This window comes from Deinococcus sp. Arct2-2, assembly GCF_004801315.1.
GTDB lineage: Bacteria > Deinococcota > Deinococci > Deinococcales > Deinococcaceae > Deinococcus.
Genome location: NZ_SSNW01000054.1, coordinates 13,094 through 27,185, shown reverse-complemented (window position 1 = coordinate 27,185; position 14,092 = coordinate 13,094). Strand labels below are relative to the sequence as shown.

Below are 14,092 nucleotides of genomic sequence, written 5' to 3'. Positions count from 1 at the left end.
TACCCCTCATGGCGTTCCTGTTCGCGGTAGCAGCCCAGGCACAGGGCAGCACGTATGTCTGCGACGCCCGCTTCTATCAGATCCGGCAACCTACCGGTAGCACCGGTTCGAACCTCTTCCTGCTTGACCGCCGAAACCTTGGGGGTGGGGGGACAGCGCAGTGGGTGTCGGTATCCAGTCTGCCGCTCAACGCTCTGGCGTATAACAAGGCTGACGGCTACTTCTATGCAGTCAACGTCAACCCCATCACCACAGGCGGAGCAGCGTACCGTCTGTATCGTCTTGGCACCACGGGTGCAGTTGAGGTGGCCTCCCTCGCGAATATTCCGTCGGCCAGTACGGTCGCTGCGGGCACAGTTAATAGCAGCGGCCTCATGTACATCAAACTCTTGCAGACAGACAACAGGATTTACACCGTGCAGCTGCCTACCAGTGCGGGTGGTGCTCTCGGTGGGACGGGTGCCATTGCACTTACCACCTCGGTGCCGATGGCTGACATGGCGTTTGATCCGGTCACCAACCAGTTGTATGGCGTGTATACCGCAAACATTCCTGTGTCGGACGGCGCCGCCGCCGCTGGTGTGGTGTATAAGATTGACCCCACCACAGGCACCGTGACCCAAAATGGTAGTGGGCCAGGCGTCAGCGGCACCAACGCGATTGGTACAGCATTTTTCGACATCAGCGGTACGCTGTACGCCTATCAGAACGGTGGAACGTTCGGCACCATCAATCTGAGCACAGGCGTATTCACGCGCCTTACCGCAGCGAGCGCTGCTACACAGTCCGACGGTGCCTCCTGCGTGTTCCCGGATGAACGCATCAGCGGCAGTAAAGTTGCTGGTGCCGTGCAGGCCATCAGCCCCACGGTCTTCGATGTGCCTTACACCGTGACCATCACCAACACGGGCGCTATCCCAGACCGCAATGTGCAGATCACGGAAGATCTCACACGCACGTTTAGCAGTGGTGCGCCTACCCTGACCATCACCGCAGCGCCGGCCATTACGAGCGGGATAGCCACGGCCAACACTGCGTTCAATGGTACGTCGGACACTCGTCTGCTCAGCGGGATCAACACGCTTGCTGTGGGGGCAGCCGTGACGGTACAGTTCACAGTGCGCGTCACCTATCCGAATACTGCCAGTGTGCCCGGGTCCGGCTCGCCCGTGAACAACACGGTGTACGCCACCAGTACAGGCACCGGCCCTAACCCTGGCTACACCTTTCCAGGAGGCACTCCCCTTCCCCCAGTGGATCTGCTCGCTACCTACACCACGCCTCCGGCACCCGCCACCATTCGCGGTGAAGTGGACCTCGCGGTGGATAAGAGTGCGCCCGCTGCCGTGGGTGCGGGCGGCGCCCTGACGTACACAGTCCGGGTCTGGAACAATGGCACCAGTACCGCCAGTGCCGTGCCTGTCAGTGACGCTCTGCCCGCTGGCTTCACTGTCACAGATGTCAGCTGCACAGCCACGGGCACGGCCACCTGTGGCACCCAGAGCTTCACCGCTAGTAGTGTCACGATTACTACGGGTACGCTGTCAGTCGACGCCATCCCGAATAACGCGGTTCCTGACGGCAACTTCCTCACTTACCTCATCACAGGCACGGCCCCTAACAGTAGCGGGGTTCTGAACAACACCGCCAGCCTCACGGTTCCGAACGGCACTACCGAAACCAACAGCACCAACAACACCAGCAGCCAAGTGCAAACCCGAGTGATCAATGCTGTGAATGATCCCAGCGTCACGCTGGCCATTGGCGCGGGCGGCGTTGTTCCCGTCCTGACTAACGATACAAACGGCGCTGTGGCCGCCACGACGAGCAATAGCCTGGTGACCGTAAGCAACGCAGGTGGACTGACTGGCCTGAGTGTCAATGCCAGCGGCCAACTGGTCGTGCCTACCAGCACACCTGCAGGCACGTATACCCTCACTTACCAGCTGTGTGACAGCACGTTTACCACAGCCTGTGACACCGCCACCGTCCCTGTAACGGTATCGGCCGCTACCCCCAACCTGAGTTTGACCATCAGTGGACCCGCTTTCGCGCGGCCCAGCACGGTGGCCAGCACGAACCCGCCGGTAGCCGCAAGCGATCAGTTCGTCACGTACACCTTGATGGTAACGACCGCCACAGCAAATGCGGTCGGTACTACTACGGTCACGACGACGCTACCGAATGCCCTCAGTTGGACAGGGACGTATGCAGCTACACCGGGCAACTGGACCTGCAGTATCAGCGGCCAGGTCATCACCTGTACCACGCCCAGCACCATCACAGTAGGCACTCCACAGACCATTACGCTGAGCAACCTTAAAGTCGCACCTGGTACGGCCGCCGCCCCAAGCTTCACGACCACCAGCACTGTCAGCAATGCGGGCGAGTCGCCTACGGACGCGGCTACAGGGAATAGCGCCAGCGCCACCACTCAGTTGGTTCTGTCCACCTTAACCAAAGCCGTACGTAATGTCACGGCAGATATCCGGGACAATGGTGGGGTGGCCCGCTTCGGCACCACCAGCAACGGCCTACCCACAGAAGTGCTGGAATACTGTGTTGACGCGCACAACCTTGGGGGAGCGAATCTTCCCAACTATGTGGTCACAGACGCCCTCGATAGCTTGGGTACAGCGGTTAATACGGTAACAACGGACGCGGCCTACAGCGGGAAGGCAATCAAGTCGATCCGTACTACACCTAACGTCCCGACGACGACTGGGAACTACACGGCAGCCGCCGGTGATGATGCAGGCACCCTCAACACTAGCTTACGGGTAACATTCGGAACACTCCTGGCGGGCGAAACTGTCCGTACCTGCTTCCAAACTCAAATTCGATAACCTATTCACACGGTTGCATTGCCTAAATAGGCGTTACGAGAGGTTGCGGGCAGGGGTGATCCGAAGTTCGGACCATCCCTGCTCGCAACCGTAAACCACATCTCATACGGGATTAAAATGACTACCGACTATGAGACCCGCCTCGTTGTTTCCGCATCAGACGTCCAACGAATTGGAGTTGTCCTATCGCCCGTCCGAGCGAGCGGTGGAGCGATCCCGCTGGCAGATCTTGTGGCTGAAAAGCAAAGGGCTGACGATTCCAGAGCTCAACGAGGTCACGAGTTTTTCGCGCAGCACGATTAGCACGTTGATTCGGGCTTACAACGCTGGTGGGCCAGCGGTGGTGGATCAACGCCGGTGGAACAAATCTGCCCCGGCCCTGAACGCGGAGCAACAGGAGCAGTGAGTTCAAGTGCTCCAGAGTCCACCCGCGGCGGGTGGACTCTGGACGAGCCAGAAAGTTCAAGCCTATGTGGATGAGCACTGGGGGGTTCAGATGACGTCGGTGTGTGCTTAGGGCTCCTTGAGAAAGCTGGGGTTCACCGTGCAAGTCCCGCGTCCGACTCATGTTCAGGCGGCCACACCGGAGGAGCAGACGATCTGGATCAAAAAGTCAACGCGGCGCTGAGCACGGCCCGCGCCGTGTACCCGGAGAAACAGGTGCGGCTGTGGGTGCAGGATGCAGGGCGGTTCGGTCTCAAACCGGTGTTGAAGCGCCTGTGGGCGCTTCGCGGTCAGCGTCCCGTTAGTGCTCAGCGCCGTCAATATCAATGGCTCTACACCTACATCTGTGTCGAACCCCAGACGGGACAGAGCGACTTTCTGATTCTCCTTAGTGTCAGTATTCCTCTCATGCAAGTTGCGATGGACGAGTTCAGCCGGGCCGTCGATCCACACCAGCAGCAACTCATCCTCTTGCTCGACCAAGCGGGCTGGCACACCAGCCCGCAACTCCAAGTACCGCCCAATCTCTTCCTCCTGCCCTTTCCGGCGTGTACGCCGGAACTGTCCCCGGCTGAACCGATGGTAACCAAGCTCAAACTCCCCATCGCAAACAAGACGCTCAACACCCTTCAAGAGGTCGAAGACTTGATCGCTGCAGAGTGTGTCCGGCTCCAGCACGTCCCCCAAGAAGTCAAATCCCTGACCCTCTTCCCTTGGATCAAGCATGTTCTGGACTCATTTTAGTTTGGCATCAGACCCCGGTTAAGTCCCTTTCGTAAAGCTGGGGAAACAGGTTTCTCCCTGGCGTTTTCCCCTCCAAACAGCCGTTTCAGACCATCAAGAGCAATATTCGCCAAGAGCGGCGAGATGATGCCGCCCTGTGGCGTTCCTGAGGGGCTTTCCGACGTTCTGCCAACTTCCACCACACCCGCTTTCAACCAGTGCCGGATCACGGTCGCAAATACAGGGAGCCTGCTGAGCAACGTGTCACGACTGATGGTGTCAAAACACCCGCTGATGTCGGCATCCAATACCCATCGACTACTGCCTTTCTGGTTCATGGTGGTATGAATGGCTGTGATTGCGTCCATCGTGCTTCATCCCAGTCTGAATCCGTAAGAGTTGGCCTCAAAACGAGATTCCCATTCCGGCTCAAGGGCGAGTTTCAAAGGTGGCCTGCATCACCCTGTCCTTGATGGTTGGAATCCCCAGCGGACGGGTTTTCCCGTTCGCCTTCGGAATGTGGACCCTTCGGACGGGCAGGGGTCGGTAGCCCTTTAGGGTCAGACCTTCCTGAAGGAGTTGTGCACGGGCTTCCAGCGTGTCTACGCCGCCGCCGTCCACCCCAGAGTGTGCTTGCCTTGATTCTGCTGGGTCGCCTTACGGGTAGCCAGCATCTTCGCAGCAGTGGAGCGAACGAAGAGCTTTTGAACAAGAGTTTTCAGTCAAGAAAATGCGTCGTGTAGGACGCTCATTTCAGGATCAAAACGGAAAAAAGCACGGTCAGCACAACAAATTTCATATTGACTGTGCTGGACACGGGTCGCAGTCAGGGGAATAGAGAGCAGTGGAAACCTGAAGGGGAACGCAGCGTATCCGTCGCGTGGTGATAACGAACTGGTGGCGTTCAAACGCGCTCACAGCGCGTTTTTCAGGATTACCCATTTTTGACGTGCTGACCGCAGTTTTCAGGCGCCGACCCGGCTCTTTTGCCCGCCCAGACATCTTGCCCAATCTTGTGGAAACTGTTGTTTGAAGGTTTTTGACCTTCGCATGTTCTCCCTGCTGGGCGGCACGGAAGATTCTTTCCTGAAGTCGCCGTACTTCCCCATCGGCGGCAGTCCAGTTGATGTTTTGCCATTTCAGCGGTCGTCCCTTGGTCGGTTCCATGACAAGCATTGTCTGACTTTTCCTTGGGTGAGTGCGATCAGGAGGTTCAAATCCGAGGAAGACCATAACTGGAAGTCAGCGCCCTTTCAGGCTGGGTAAGCCCGCTAACGCGGCCCTATACCCACAATTACAGCGGGACCTTCGCTTTCTCCACATTCCTTAATCACCTACACCGTCCCCCTTCCTTGCGGTTCAGATACTACTGAAGTGGGATGCATGGGGCTTACCCTGTTAACCCGAGAGGACTCAAACGCTTGGGAGTGGGTGCCATCTGTGACCCGACAGGAGTAGTGAGTACCGATGTGTGGTTGCACTCCACACATCGGTACCTGCTTACCGTTTTGGTGATGGCGTAACAGCCTCATTCGCCAGTTCGCCTTAACGGGCCGTACAAACGATGGTTCCTTTCGCTCACCCGTCCCAAACTTCCCTTAGTCCACAACAGAACTGAGGCTTCCTGCTGTCGGAGCATTGTCTCCAAGACTTCACACGTCGGATGACTCCTTCGCACGCTTGGATAGGGGCATCTGGGCACTACAGAGTCCATGATTAGTATTCCTCTTAGAGCCTTTCAGGTTGCAAATGCATAGAGGCAGGCTTCCCCGGAGCATTCCGGTGAGGTGGCCCCTAGGCGAGGGAGATCTGGCCAAGGCCGGCCTAGTCTCCCTCGCCGCCCAGCATGTCACTCAGCGAAACGCCCAAGGCCTCGGCAATCTTTTCCATGTTGTCGACGCCAATGTTGCGCTCTGCGCGTTCAATCGAACCCACATAGTTACGGTGCAGCTTGGCCTGTGCGGCCAGTTCTTCTTGTGACCAGCCCCGCTCCTGACGGAGACGCAGGAGGGCGGCAGCAAAACGTTCTCGGGCACGGCGGGGGGCAAGGGACACTGCCACAACTATGAGCGGAGACCCAAACCAGAAGTCTACCGCACATCGTGTTGAACACTATCTGTGGTAAGATCACTTATGCGTGCCCGACAACGGTTTTTAGGTGTGTCGCCAGACCGCCGCCCACGAATCAATGAAGACTTGACACTCCCGGAGCAGCTGCAGTTTGCATCAGGCGCGCGCCACCAATTGCGGCAGCAGCTGTGTGCCCCTGGACGGATGCGCGGTGGACTGCTGTTCGGCTCCATGAAGGAAGGCGAAGGCGTTCTGGAGATCTTGCTGGCAAGTCCCCCAGGGTTTCCGTGGTGGTACGCCGACGCAGAGAAGTCGGTGTTAACCGTGGACGAGCGGTACGTGTTGGGCTGGAGCGACTGTGTCGCCGCAGTCCACAGCGGGCAAGTGGACTGGCGGGGCAACTGGATCGCCTATCCCGACAGCTTGCTGCCCGATGTGCGGGACGATTTGACCTGGCTGCACCTGGGCGCTTCGCAGGGCCTTTTTGATGATTTTCATGTCCTGGTGGTGGTGGGCTGGGAGCATGGCAGGTTGGCTGGACGGGCCTACAGCATCGATGCAGGCGACGCCACCACACTGGAATGCAATTTGAGAAGAATAAGCTGAGACGAGACCCCGACGGGGTAGTTACCCCCTGAACGGAAGACAGGCGGGCCACTTGAAGGCCGGAACGGGCAGGACGCTGGACTGAGGCGCAGGAGGGTCGTCCAGGCGTTGCGCCAGCAGACGGTGCACTCCCCTCTGTTCGTTTCTGTAAGCGTTCCCGTTAGGGTCGGTAGAGGGCGCTCCCCCACCGGACCCGGGCAGCGGCAACGTTCTTTGCTCACTGTTAAGCCGCACACGCCCACCGCTCTGGAGACTGAAGCTGTGCGCCTGTGACGCGAGCATGTCAACGGCCAGCAGGTGCCGGTCTGCACCGTACACATGCCCGTGACGCCGTCCCGGCCAGCCGCGGTAACAGCCTGCCTAGCAGCGGGTCAGCAGCGGCTGAGAAACCGTCAGGCGGTCCGGGGTACGGTTCCATCGCCGCCGCGCCTGCAGGCAACGGCACCCTTTCACGCGTCATGGGCAGGCTCAACGGGCTGCAGCCCAGCAAAATGCTGCACACCACTTGAGAGGTCAGGAGCGTCTGCATTCCCAGGCCGCCGCCCTACCTGCCGTCTGTCTGGTGACCTTTAGAAGTGCGGGCAATGTGCGCGGGTCGGGGCGCAGTACACTGTCACAGCCATTTCAGTCGGATTGCTCCCAGTGTGATTTCGCCGTGCTGGATGCTGTTGTTCGGCAAAGGTTCCTCTGGAGAACAGAGTTGAACCCGGTTGCCTCAAAGCGTCCCCTCTCACTGCCTCTCTCCAGTAGGCTGGAACACTGACCGGGTCAGGCTGCGTCGCAGTGTTCCGGCCTGCCGCACTCACCCGTGGCGTGGCGTGCTGTCAAGTGAGCGCAACTGTCCCCTAAGCTGGTCGACCTGTTGGCCCAAAGAAGACGTGGCGGTGGCAGTCACCAGCACGCGCGTCAGTTCCGCCGCCTGAATCTCGCCCCGAAGCGCCAACGCTTCCAGCTGTGCCCACTGATCAGCGTTGAGACGCCGCTTGAGGATCAGCTGCAGGGTGGCGCGCTGGGCCGCCCACTGAACTTCTGGCGGCGCTGCGTTCAACTCCACAAATTCAGCCTCTGTTTTGAAATGGGCTTCTTGTTCTGCTTGAGCCCGCTGTTGTTGAGCCTGCACTTTCCGCTGACCTTGCCGGACTTCTGGAGTGACAAAATCTGGGGGAAGGTCGTACTTAGACGGATTTTCCAAGAAATCGGCTACCAAGCCCCCTGGATTGCGAACGGATCCGCTGGTTGTTTGGCGGCGGTGCTCCAAGAACCGCAGGGCTTCTTCCACCCGGTCGGGATGCCTTCCCGCGAGCGAGGCCGCACGGGCCACCGTCACGCCTGCTTGGCGCAGCATCACCACCAACGCTGGATCGGCTGCAGCCACGTCAGCGAAAACATAACAGGCCACCGCAGTTTTGCCCCGACCCTCAATTGACGCGTGCTCCAAGTAGTTGTTGGCCCGCAACTCTTCATGTGCCGCCTCTAACGCCCGCCGAACGAGATCGCTGCGGTCGGTGGTCAAGCCCGTGGCCTGTCTCCACTGTGACAGAGGCACCCGGAGTTCAGTGAGCAGGGTGCCGTCATCTTGTCGGCGGTGGGCCTGTAGCGTGCGGTAGAGCGCGCGTGCAGGTGGCTGCTCTAATTGGTGAAGCAAGTGACCGTCAAGCACCTGAGAAATGCCGGCCCGGATGCTGGAAGCCAGTTGTTCTCCCAAACGAATACTGAGGGTGGCCTCACTGTCGAGGGTACTCAGTTCTCCGTCATCCTCACTGTCGCGGTAACGCAGGCCTTCGAAGAAGCGAACCCCCACATTGTCCCATCCCACCCGCTGGCTGCCTGTCAGGGCCGTTTTGCGGCCCACGATGACACTGGTAAAATACAGTCGCCGGATGCTCTGGCGAAGTCGGTGATAATTCTCGCCGTTGTTGGACAGGCCCATCAGTTCCCGCACTGCGTAAGCAGTGGTATGAACCCAGTTGTCTTCCGGACACCCATGCGCCACGAACAAGGTTTCAAGTGCCACCAGCGTGTCAGTATCAATCCCGTGTGGGCGGCCCTGAGGGGTAATGGCCTCTATTCGGAAGGTACGGGTATTCACCGTAAACTAGCTATTCCAACTGGTGATGTTCTGGTCGATCCGGGAATGCATGCTGATCACGCCGAACCGGGCGAAGTTAAGTTCATCATGAATATTTTGGGGTTTGGACTTCTTCGCCACTGTCTGCTCCTGTTGTTGTTTTAACTGAGGTAAAGATACAAAAGAACAACAACAAGGGCGTCATCGTTCTGCGTCCTACACAGTATATTTCCGTTTTTCCCCGCAAAAGTATCGCTAATTTGACCCTAAATCCCGCAAAGGTGTCGCTAGTTTCGAGGGCAAACCCCACAAAGGTATCGCTAGTGGGGGCCATTGGGCAGTTTCTGGGAGGAAATGCCTAAATCGTTGTCTGGCACGACCTTAACCTCTAGATCCCGCAAAGGTATCGCTAGTGGCCGAAAACCTGAATCCCGTAAAGGTATCGCTAGTTTGGCCCTAAACCCCGCAAAGGTATCGCTAGTGGGCAGATACGGATATTGCTGCATTAGAACGACCTTTTTCAAATATTCTACAAATATCCCGCAAAGGTATCGCTAGCGACACCGAGACAAATGGGGACAGATCTACCCCCTTCGCCCTATATTTTCCCGCAAAGGTATCGCTAGTTCTGGCGGGTCTGGAAGGTTGTTGGCGTAAGGTGAGACTGTGCTGACCGACCAGAAGCTGCCCGGCTACCGATTCCCGATGTCGGTCATCGGCCATGCTGCCCCTGCTCTACCACCGCTCTGCACTGAGCTACCGAGAAGCCTTGGAACTGCTGTTCGATCGAGGCCTTGAGGTGTCTCGCGAATCCATCCGCACTTGGTGCATCAATTTCAGCAGCGAATTCGGGCTCTCCCGCAAGCCGCGTGCACCGGGGCTGTAAAAGCGCGAATACTGGGCTATGGAACTCGCCCTGCTTCCGCCCTCCCTCAGGGTTGTTGATGTGTTGGAGTCTCCGGATCACCTGATCCTGCACTTGCAGGATCAACGGCAGGCTTGTCCTTGCCCGCAGTGCGGGCAAGTCAGTCAACGGCTGCATAGCCGATACCTCCGGACACCACGGGACACGGCCCTCGGCGACCGTAGTGTGATCCTCGAACTGCAAGTTCGGCGTTTTCGCTGTGTCAATGCGAGTTGCCCACGGGCCACCTTTGCCGAGACCTGGCCAGAGTGGCTGGACGCCCGCGTCCAGCGCACGACTCGCTTAGCTGGGCTGCAACGGGCGGTCGGCCTGGCGTTGGGTGGGGAAGCCGGGCACCGGCTGTTGGGCCAGCTGCAGTCCACCACCAGCCCCGACACGCTGCTGCGCCTGATCCGCAGCCAGGGGATACCCGAGCCGCCCTGCCCTCGAGTGCTCGGCGTGGACGATTTCTGCTTCCGGCGTGGCCGCACCTACGGCACCATTCTCATTGATCTGGAGCGACATCAGGTGGTGGATGTCCTCCCTGACCGTCAAGCAAACACACTCGCTGAGTGGCTGAAAGGACACCCTGGGATCGAGATCATCAGTCGCGACGGATACGGTGACTACGCACGCGGGGCGGCGATCGGTGCGCCCGAGGCCCAACAGATTGCCGATCGCTTTCACCTCGTCAAAAATCTTCGGGACGTGGCAGAACAGTGGCTCAAACGCATGCGGCCACACCTCGTGCAGCCTAAAACGCCACCCCCCGTCCCGCTCGCAGCGCCTGTGGCCCGTCCCTTCCAACAAGATGCACAGCCCACCACCAGTGCGGCCCGAGTCTCGCGGGCCGTGAAGCGTCGCGCGAATCGGCGAGCGCTGTATGAGCGTGCAGCTGAGCTGCACGCTCAGGGCTACACGGTCGCTGCGACAGCCCGGCTCACAGGAGTGGGCCGCAGTACGTTGCAAGACTGGTTCAAACAGGGTCATTTCCCAGAACGCGCGACCCGTGTCGGCGCACTGACGCCCTTCGTGGGATTCGTCCTGGAGCGAATGAATTCGCCCGAGGTGACGGGTCAGCAGATCTACGATGAACTGGTGGCCCAGGGCTACCCTGGGCGGCGGAGCAATGTCTACGAACTGCTCGAATGGCTCCGGCAGGGTCACCTCCCCCCGGCTGCCGCGGATCACCAGCGGGCCGCTGGGGAAACAAATTTGCAGCCAAGCAAAAAATTCTCCGCCAAACGGGGCGCGTGGTGGTTCATCCAAATTCCTGAAAAACTGAGCCGGACGGCGCGAGAGGGGCTTGGCTTGCTTCATGCATCGGTGGAAGCGAGTGGGGAGGTGTACCGGCTCATTCAAGAGTTCGCCCAGCTGTTGAGGACGCAGCCAACAGACGCGGCTGCACAGCTCACAGCTTGGCTGGATCAGGCGTCGACTTCCACGGTCGTGGAATTGCAGCGCTTTGCCAGCGGCATCCACAAGGATGCCGCAGCGGTCTTGGGCGCGATGACTTCCCCTTGGAGCAATGGTCAGGTGGAGGGCCAAGTCACACGGGTCAAGCTGCTGAAAAGACAGATGTATGGACGGGCAAAATTCGATCTACTCCGTGCGCGAATTCTGTTGGCCTAATGCGCGACCGGCCCCGGTGCACGCAACTTGCGGGAGAGCCGAATTCGCCCAGAATTTGCGGCACCGGGAACCCCGGCGGGTTCCCGGTGGCATCTGGACGAGATGCATGTGGTCGTGGGTGGGGTGACTCATTGGTTGTGGGGGCCGTCGACGAACACGGCGCGGTGTTCGATGTTCTGCTCCAACGGCACCGCGACACCTCGGCGGCGATGTCATTTTTCCGACGTCTGCTGGGTGAATAGAACGTCCCAGAAACAGTGTGTACCGACAAATTGGCAAGCTACGGGGCGGCGAACCGTGAGCTTCCAGTAGTGGACGATGGCGATCACCAGCAGGTCATCAGGGCCGCTCGCTACAACAACCTGATTGAACAATCTCACCGATCCGCACAACGTCAGGAACGGAGCCAACTGGGGTTTCAGCAAGTTAAGCGGGCGCAGAAATTTCTCGATCTACACGCTAGAATCACCAATCTCCAAGGTACCGCACGCTCTACCTTGCCCGCCAACGACCGCCGACATCCGTTGACCATCGCCCTGCTCTTGGTGTCTCTCAGCTGCCCCTCTGCGACAACAACTTGAACTTGCCACAACCAAGTAAAGACTTAAAAGAACAACACGCAAAACATAAAGTGACGTTCTAGACGGCATTCTTTCATTTTTTCCAGAAACAGTCTTGCTGATTTGATCTGAAATCCCGCGAAAGTATCGCTCCTTTCGAGTCTTTTCCCGCAAAGGTGTCGTGGGTGGCACCCAACGAACAGATGGTCAGGCTGAAAGCTGAAAATCCCGCCCACCACACAGGTGGTGGTCTTTCCCGCAAAGGTGTCGCCGATCTTTAGTGACAGAAAATGCTGTGCCAGGTGGCCTCTTCGTGAACTCTGCTCAATCTCACGCAAAGGTGTCGCTACCAACCAAAGCCACTTTGAGAGGTGGACCTGATGTTTTCACCTGCTTTTTCCCGCAAAGCTATCGCTACTTCGGGCTGGACACGCATACATCCAAAGGGGACGGTACCAGTGAGAAGCCCTGCACCTGAATGGTGCGCCGAGGTCAATAACACGGCCACTTGCCATCCAGCCCAGACTCGCTGAGCGTCCTGAGATAGTCCCTATCAGCTTTGCTCCGGGCAAACTGGGGTATGCAGGGCCCCCAAATGCAATAAGGTTGCCGCGAAGCGCAAGGCAACCTACCGAACAGGGGGTCATCAAGGCCCCCTGTCCTAAAGAGCCGGACCCTCGTCTTATTTCGCCTGGGCAGGCAGACACACGACGGGCACACTGGTGACCTGCCGCCCCTGGAGGGTGAATGCTCGGTACTCCACGCTCTCCTCTTCCCGGCCCAGGGTCAGGAGAAAAGCGTCTTCATCAGCGAGCGCCAGTGCTTGAGCTTGGTACACCCACTCCAAATGGTCTTGAAGGCTGCCCAGGAGACCATCAGGGGCGATCAGCCAGTGGCCCACCCAATCGATCTCGCTGTCGCTGTCCGTGAGGATGTCACTCAAGCCCAACACATACCGGGCATCCAAGTGGAACGTTCGCGAATCGTCGGGGAGCAGGCCGGGCGGTACCCCCCGCGCCGCCCGGGTGACGAGTCTGACGCCAGAGTTGCGTGAACCGAAAAGCGGCCCGCTGCGGAATTGACCGGGGGCATAAAGATGGGCCAGTAGGCGCCGTTGAACTTCCATGGTCAACTTGATGATTTCTGGTGGCTGTAGGTGAGTATCTGGGCGGGGATGATCGTTGGTTAGCCCCAAGAAACGCTGCCGAGCACGGGAAATCTGGGATAAAGGGGTCTCTGAAGACTGGACCATCAGCCCTGACCTAAAAGACCAAAGCTTAAAAGACGCACTGAAAGGTTGACCAAGCGGATAGAAGAAAGGGCCATGTCAGGCACGCCCCGGGTGGAAGACTTGGTAAGTTTGATCAGGCGGAGTAAGCGGGTGAGGTTTGATAGCATTCATATCGGTTCCTTCCTTCGAATGAGGAATTAGATCGGGCGCTTCTCTTTCGACGGGGAAAGCGCCCTTCTCTATGCTCCGAAGTATTACGCATATGCGTAATACTGTCAATGCCCTAGGACGGCACGTCCCTAGCTTGGACAGGTAAATTACCCAAATGGGTCAGATAGTATTCAAGCTCAGTGAAGTGATGAGGCGCCACGGCATCAGGCAGCGCCAATTGGCGGCAATAGCGAAGGTACGCCCAGCAGCCATCAATGCCCTGTACCACGGCAACCGGGAACGAGTGAACGTCGCTCACCTTGTCGCCATTCTCGACGGTCTCTACACACTGACCGGGCACACTTACACGGTGGCTGATCTCCTCGAATACACTCCTGCCGAAGCTACGGAAACTTGAGCAGTCTTGGCCAACTAGGCCAATGTTTAGAACGGGTGTCGCGGCTTGAGGGAGCGAGTCAGACCTAGTGCCTACTGCAGATCTAGCCGCGAAATACGGCCTTCCCCTGTGAGGTTCTTTTCCGTCCTTACGCCAGTGTTACCCTCACCCAGGCCGACACCCTAGACCCATGGCTCCTGAAAAATCTACTGCACCTTCCCACTGCGCCTGCTGTTAAGTTTCCCGTCCGATTTGACACACGCGGCAGCGGATCTGACATCTATCATTGACCGCCATTCTTCAGCGGGCCCTGCACTCCAGCACTGAACCCGCTCAACAAAGCCCCTTCAGACTGCCGAAATGTGCAGGTTATTGGGCCCCCCTATGACGGATGCACAGGTTAGTGGCTTGCCCCCTACCCAGTGCTGGGGCCAGGGAGACCGTTAGAGGGCCGCTTCAAC

General features: G+C 58.5%; 12 protein-coding genes and 1 pseudogene. 8 read left to right on the top strand and 5 right to left on the bottom strand.

Features of this window, described 5'->3' with window-relative positions; genetic code table 11:
* Positions 1 to 8: 8 nt before the first annotated feature.
* The 3 genes from E7T06_RS18280 (at position 9) to E7T06_RS18270 (ending at position 4,034) form a co-directional block, all read left to right on the top strand.
* The gene (locus E7T06_RS18280) at positions 9 to 2,846 is read left to right on the top strand and encodes a DUF11 domain-containing protein (protein WP_136367195.1); all 2,838 of its coding nucleotides are present in this window, start codon (positions 9 to 11) and stop codon (positions 2,844 to 2,846) included.
* 130 nt (positions 2,847 to 2,976) lie between these two features.
* A complete protein-coding gene (locus tag E7T06_RS18275; protein WP_136367194.1) occupies positions 2,977 to 3,252 on the top strand; it encodes a helix-turn-helix domain-containing protein in 276 nt (91 codons plus the stop codon).
* A gap of 254 nt (positions 3,253 to 3,506) precedes the next feature.
* Positions 3,507 to 4,034, top strand: a complete 528-nt coding sequence (locus tag E7T06_RS18270) for a transposase (RefSeq protein WP_168733637.1) — start codon at positions 3,507 to 3,509, stop codon at positions 4,032 to 4,034.
* Here E7T06_RS18270 and E7T06_RS18265 read toward each other — a convergent pair.
* The 3 genes from E7T06_RS18265 to E7T06_RS18250 all read right to left on the bottom strand — a co-directional run bounded on the left by E7T06_RS18265 (position 4,031) and on the right by E7T06_RS18250 (position 6,074).
* Positions 4,031 to 4,381 (bottom strand): reverse transcriptase domain-containing protein, encoded by a 351-nt coding sequence (locus E7T06_RS18265; protein WP_136367192.1) that lies wholly within the window; start codon positions 4,379 to 4,381, stop codon positions 4,031 to 4,033. The two genes, E7T06_RS18270 and E7T06_RS18265, sit on opposite strands and share 4 nt — an antisense overlap.
* Positions 4,382 to 4,808: 427 nt before the next feature.
* Positions 4,809 to 5,180: a reverse transcriptase N-terminal domain-containing protein gene (locus tag E7T06_RS18255; protein WP_168733636.1), complete on the bottom strand. Its 372-nt coding sequence runs from the start codon at positions 5,178 to 5,180 to the stop codon at positions 4,809 to 4,811.
* 657 nt (positions 5,181 to 5,837) lie between these two features.
* Positions 5,838 to 6,074, bottom strand: a complete 237-nt coding sequence (locus E7T06_RS18250; protein ID WP_136367190.1) for a helix-turn-helix transcriptional regulator — start codon at positions 6,072 to 6,074, stop codon at positions 5,838 to 5,840.
* A 72-nt stretch (positions 6,075 to 6,146) separates the two neighbouring features.
* On the opposite strand from E7T06_RS18250, the gene E7T06_RS18245 reads away from it, so the two are divergent.
* Positions 6,147 to 6,689, top strand: coding sequence for a hypothetical protein (locus E7T06_RS18245; RefSeq protein WP_240741167.1), 543 nt, complete (start codon positions 6,147 to 6,149; stop codon positions 6,687 to 6,689).
* A gap of 802 nt (positions 6,690 to 7,491) precedes the next feature.
* Here the strand turns inward: E7T06_RS18245 and E7T06_RS18235 are convergent.
* The gene (locus tag E7T06_RS18235) at positions 7,492 to 8,778 is read right to left on the bottom strand and encodes a replication initiator protein A (RefSeq protein WP_240741166.1); all 1,287 of its coding nucleotides are present in this window, start codon (positions 8,776 to 8,778) and stop codon (positions 7,492 to 7,494) included.
* 700 nt (positions 8,779 to 9,478) lie between these two features.
* On the opposite strand from E7T06_RS18235, the gene E7T06_RS21350 reads away from it, so the two are divergent.
* The 3 genes and pseudogenes from E7T06_RS21350 to E7T06_RS21945 form a co-directional block, all read left to right on the top strand.
* A complete protein-coding gene (locus tag E7T06_RS21350; RefSeq protein WP_168733635.1) occupies positions 9,479 to 9,643 on the top strand; it encodes a hypothetical protein in 165 nt (54 codons plus the stop codon).
* An 18-nt stretch (positions 9,644 to 9,661) separates the two neighbouring features.
* Positions 9,662 to 11,293, top strand: coding sequence for an ISL3 family transposase (locus E7T06_RS18230; protein WP_136367188.1), 1,632 nt, complete (start codon positions 9,662 to 9,664; stop codon positions 11,291 to 11,293).
* Between the two features lie 49 nt (positions 11,294 to 11,342).
* Positions 11,343 to 11,874: pseudogene (locus E7T06_RS21945) on the top strand (IS6 family transposase); the annotation flags it as partial.
* Between the two features lie 661 nt (positions 11,875 to 12,535).
* On the opposite strand, the gene E7T06_RS18220 reads toward E7T06_RS21945, so the two are convergent.
* Complete coding sequence (locus tag E7T06_RS18220) at positions 12,536 to 12,979, bottom strand: hypothetical protein (RefSeq protein ID WP_136367186.1); 444 nt, start codon at positions 12,977 to 12,979, stop codon at positions 12,536 to 12,538.
* Between the two features lie 430 nt (positions 12,980 to 13,409).
* Here E7T06_RS18220 and E7T06_RS18215 point away from each other — a divergent pair, with 430 nt between their 5' ends.
* Positions 13,410 to 13,652 carry a helix-turn-helix transcriptional regulator gene (locus tag E7T06_RS18215; RefSeq protein WP_136367185.1) on the top strand — a complete coding sequence of 81 codons (243 nt, stop codon included), beginning with the start codon at positions 13,410 to 13,412 and terminating at the stop codon, positions 13,650 to 13,652.
* Positions 13,653 to 14,092 lie beyond the last annotated feature (440 nt).

What these genes read in the sequence shown, in the direction of transcription:
- E7T06_RS18230 (WP_136367188.1), top strand. Translation starts at nt 9,662, where the DNA reads ATGGAACTCGCCCTGCTTCCGCCCTCCCTCAGGGTTGTTGATGTGTTG.
- E7T06_RS18275 (WP_136367194.1), top strand. Translation starts at nt 2,977, where the DNA reads ATGAGACCCGCCTCGTTGTTTCCGCATCAGACGTCCAACGAATTGGAG.
- E7T06_RS18265 (WP_136367192.1), bottom strand. Translation starts at nt 4,381, where the DNA reads ATGGACGCAATCACAGCCATTCATACCACCATGAACCAGAAAGGCAGT.
- E7T06_RS18280 (WP_136367195.1), top strand. Translation starts at nt 9, where the DNA reads ATGGCGTTCCTGTTCGCGGTAGCAGCCCAGGCACAGGGCAGCACGTAT.
- E7T06_RS18245 (WP_240741167.1), top strand. Translation starts at nt 6,147, where the DNA reads ATGCGTGCCCGACAACGGTTTTTAGGTGTGTCGCCAGACCGCCGCCCA.
- E7T06_RS18255 (WP_168733636.1), bottom strand. Translation starts at nt 5,180, where the DNA reads ATGGAACCGACCAAGGGACGACCGCTGAAATGGCAAAACATCAACTGG.
- E7T06_RS18220 (WP_136367186.1), bottom strand. Translation starts at nt 12,979, where the DNA reads ATGGAAGTTCAACGGCGCCTACTGGCCCATCTTTATGCCCCCGGTCAA.
- E7T06_RS21350 (WP_168733635.1), top strand. Translation starts at nt 9,479, where the DNA reads ATGCTGCCCCTGCTCTACCACCGCTCTGCACTGAGCTACCGAGAAGCC.
- E7T06_RS18215 (WP_136367185.1), top strand. Translation starts at nt 13,410, where the DNA reads ATGGGTCAGATAGTATTCAAGCTCAGTGAAGTGATGAGGCGCCACGGC.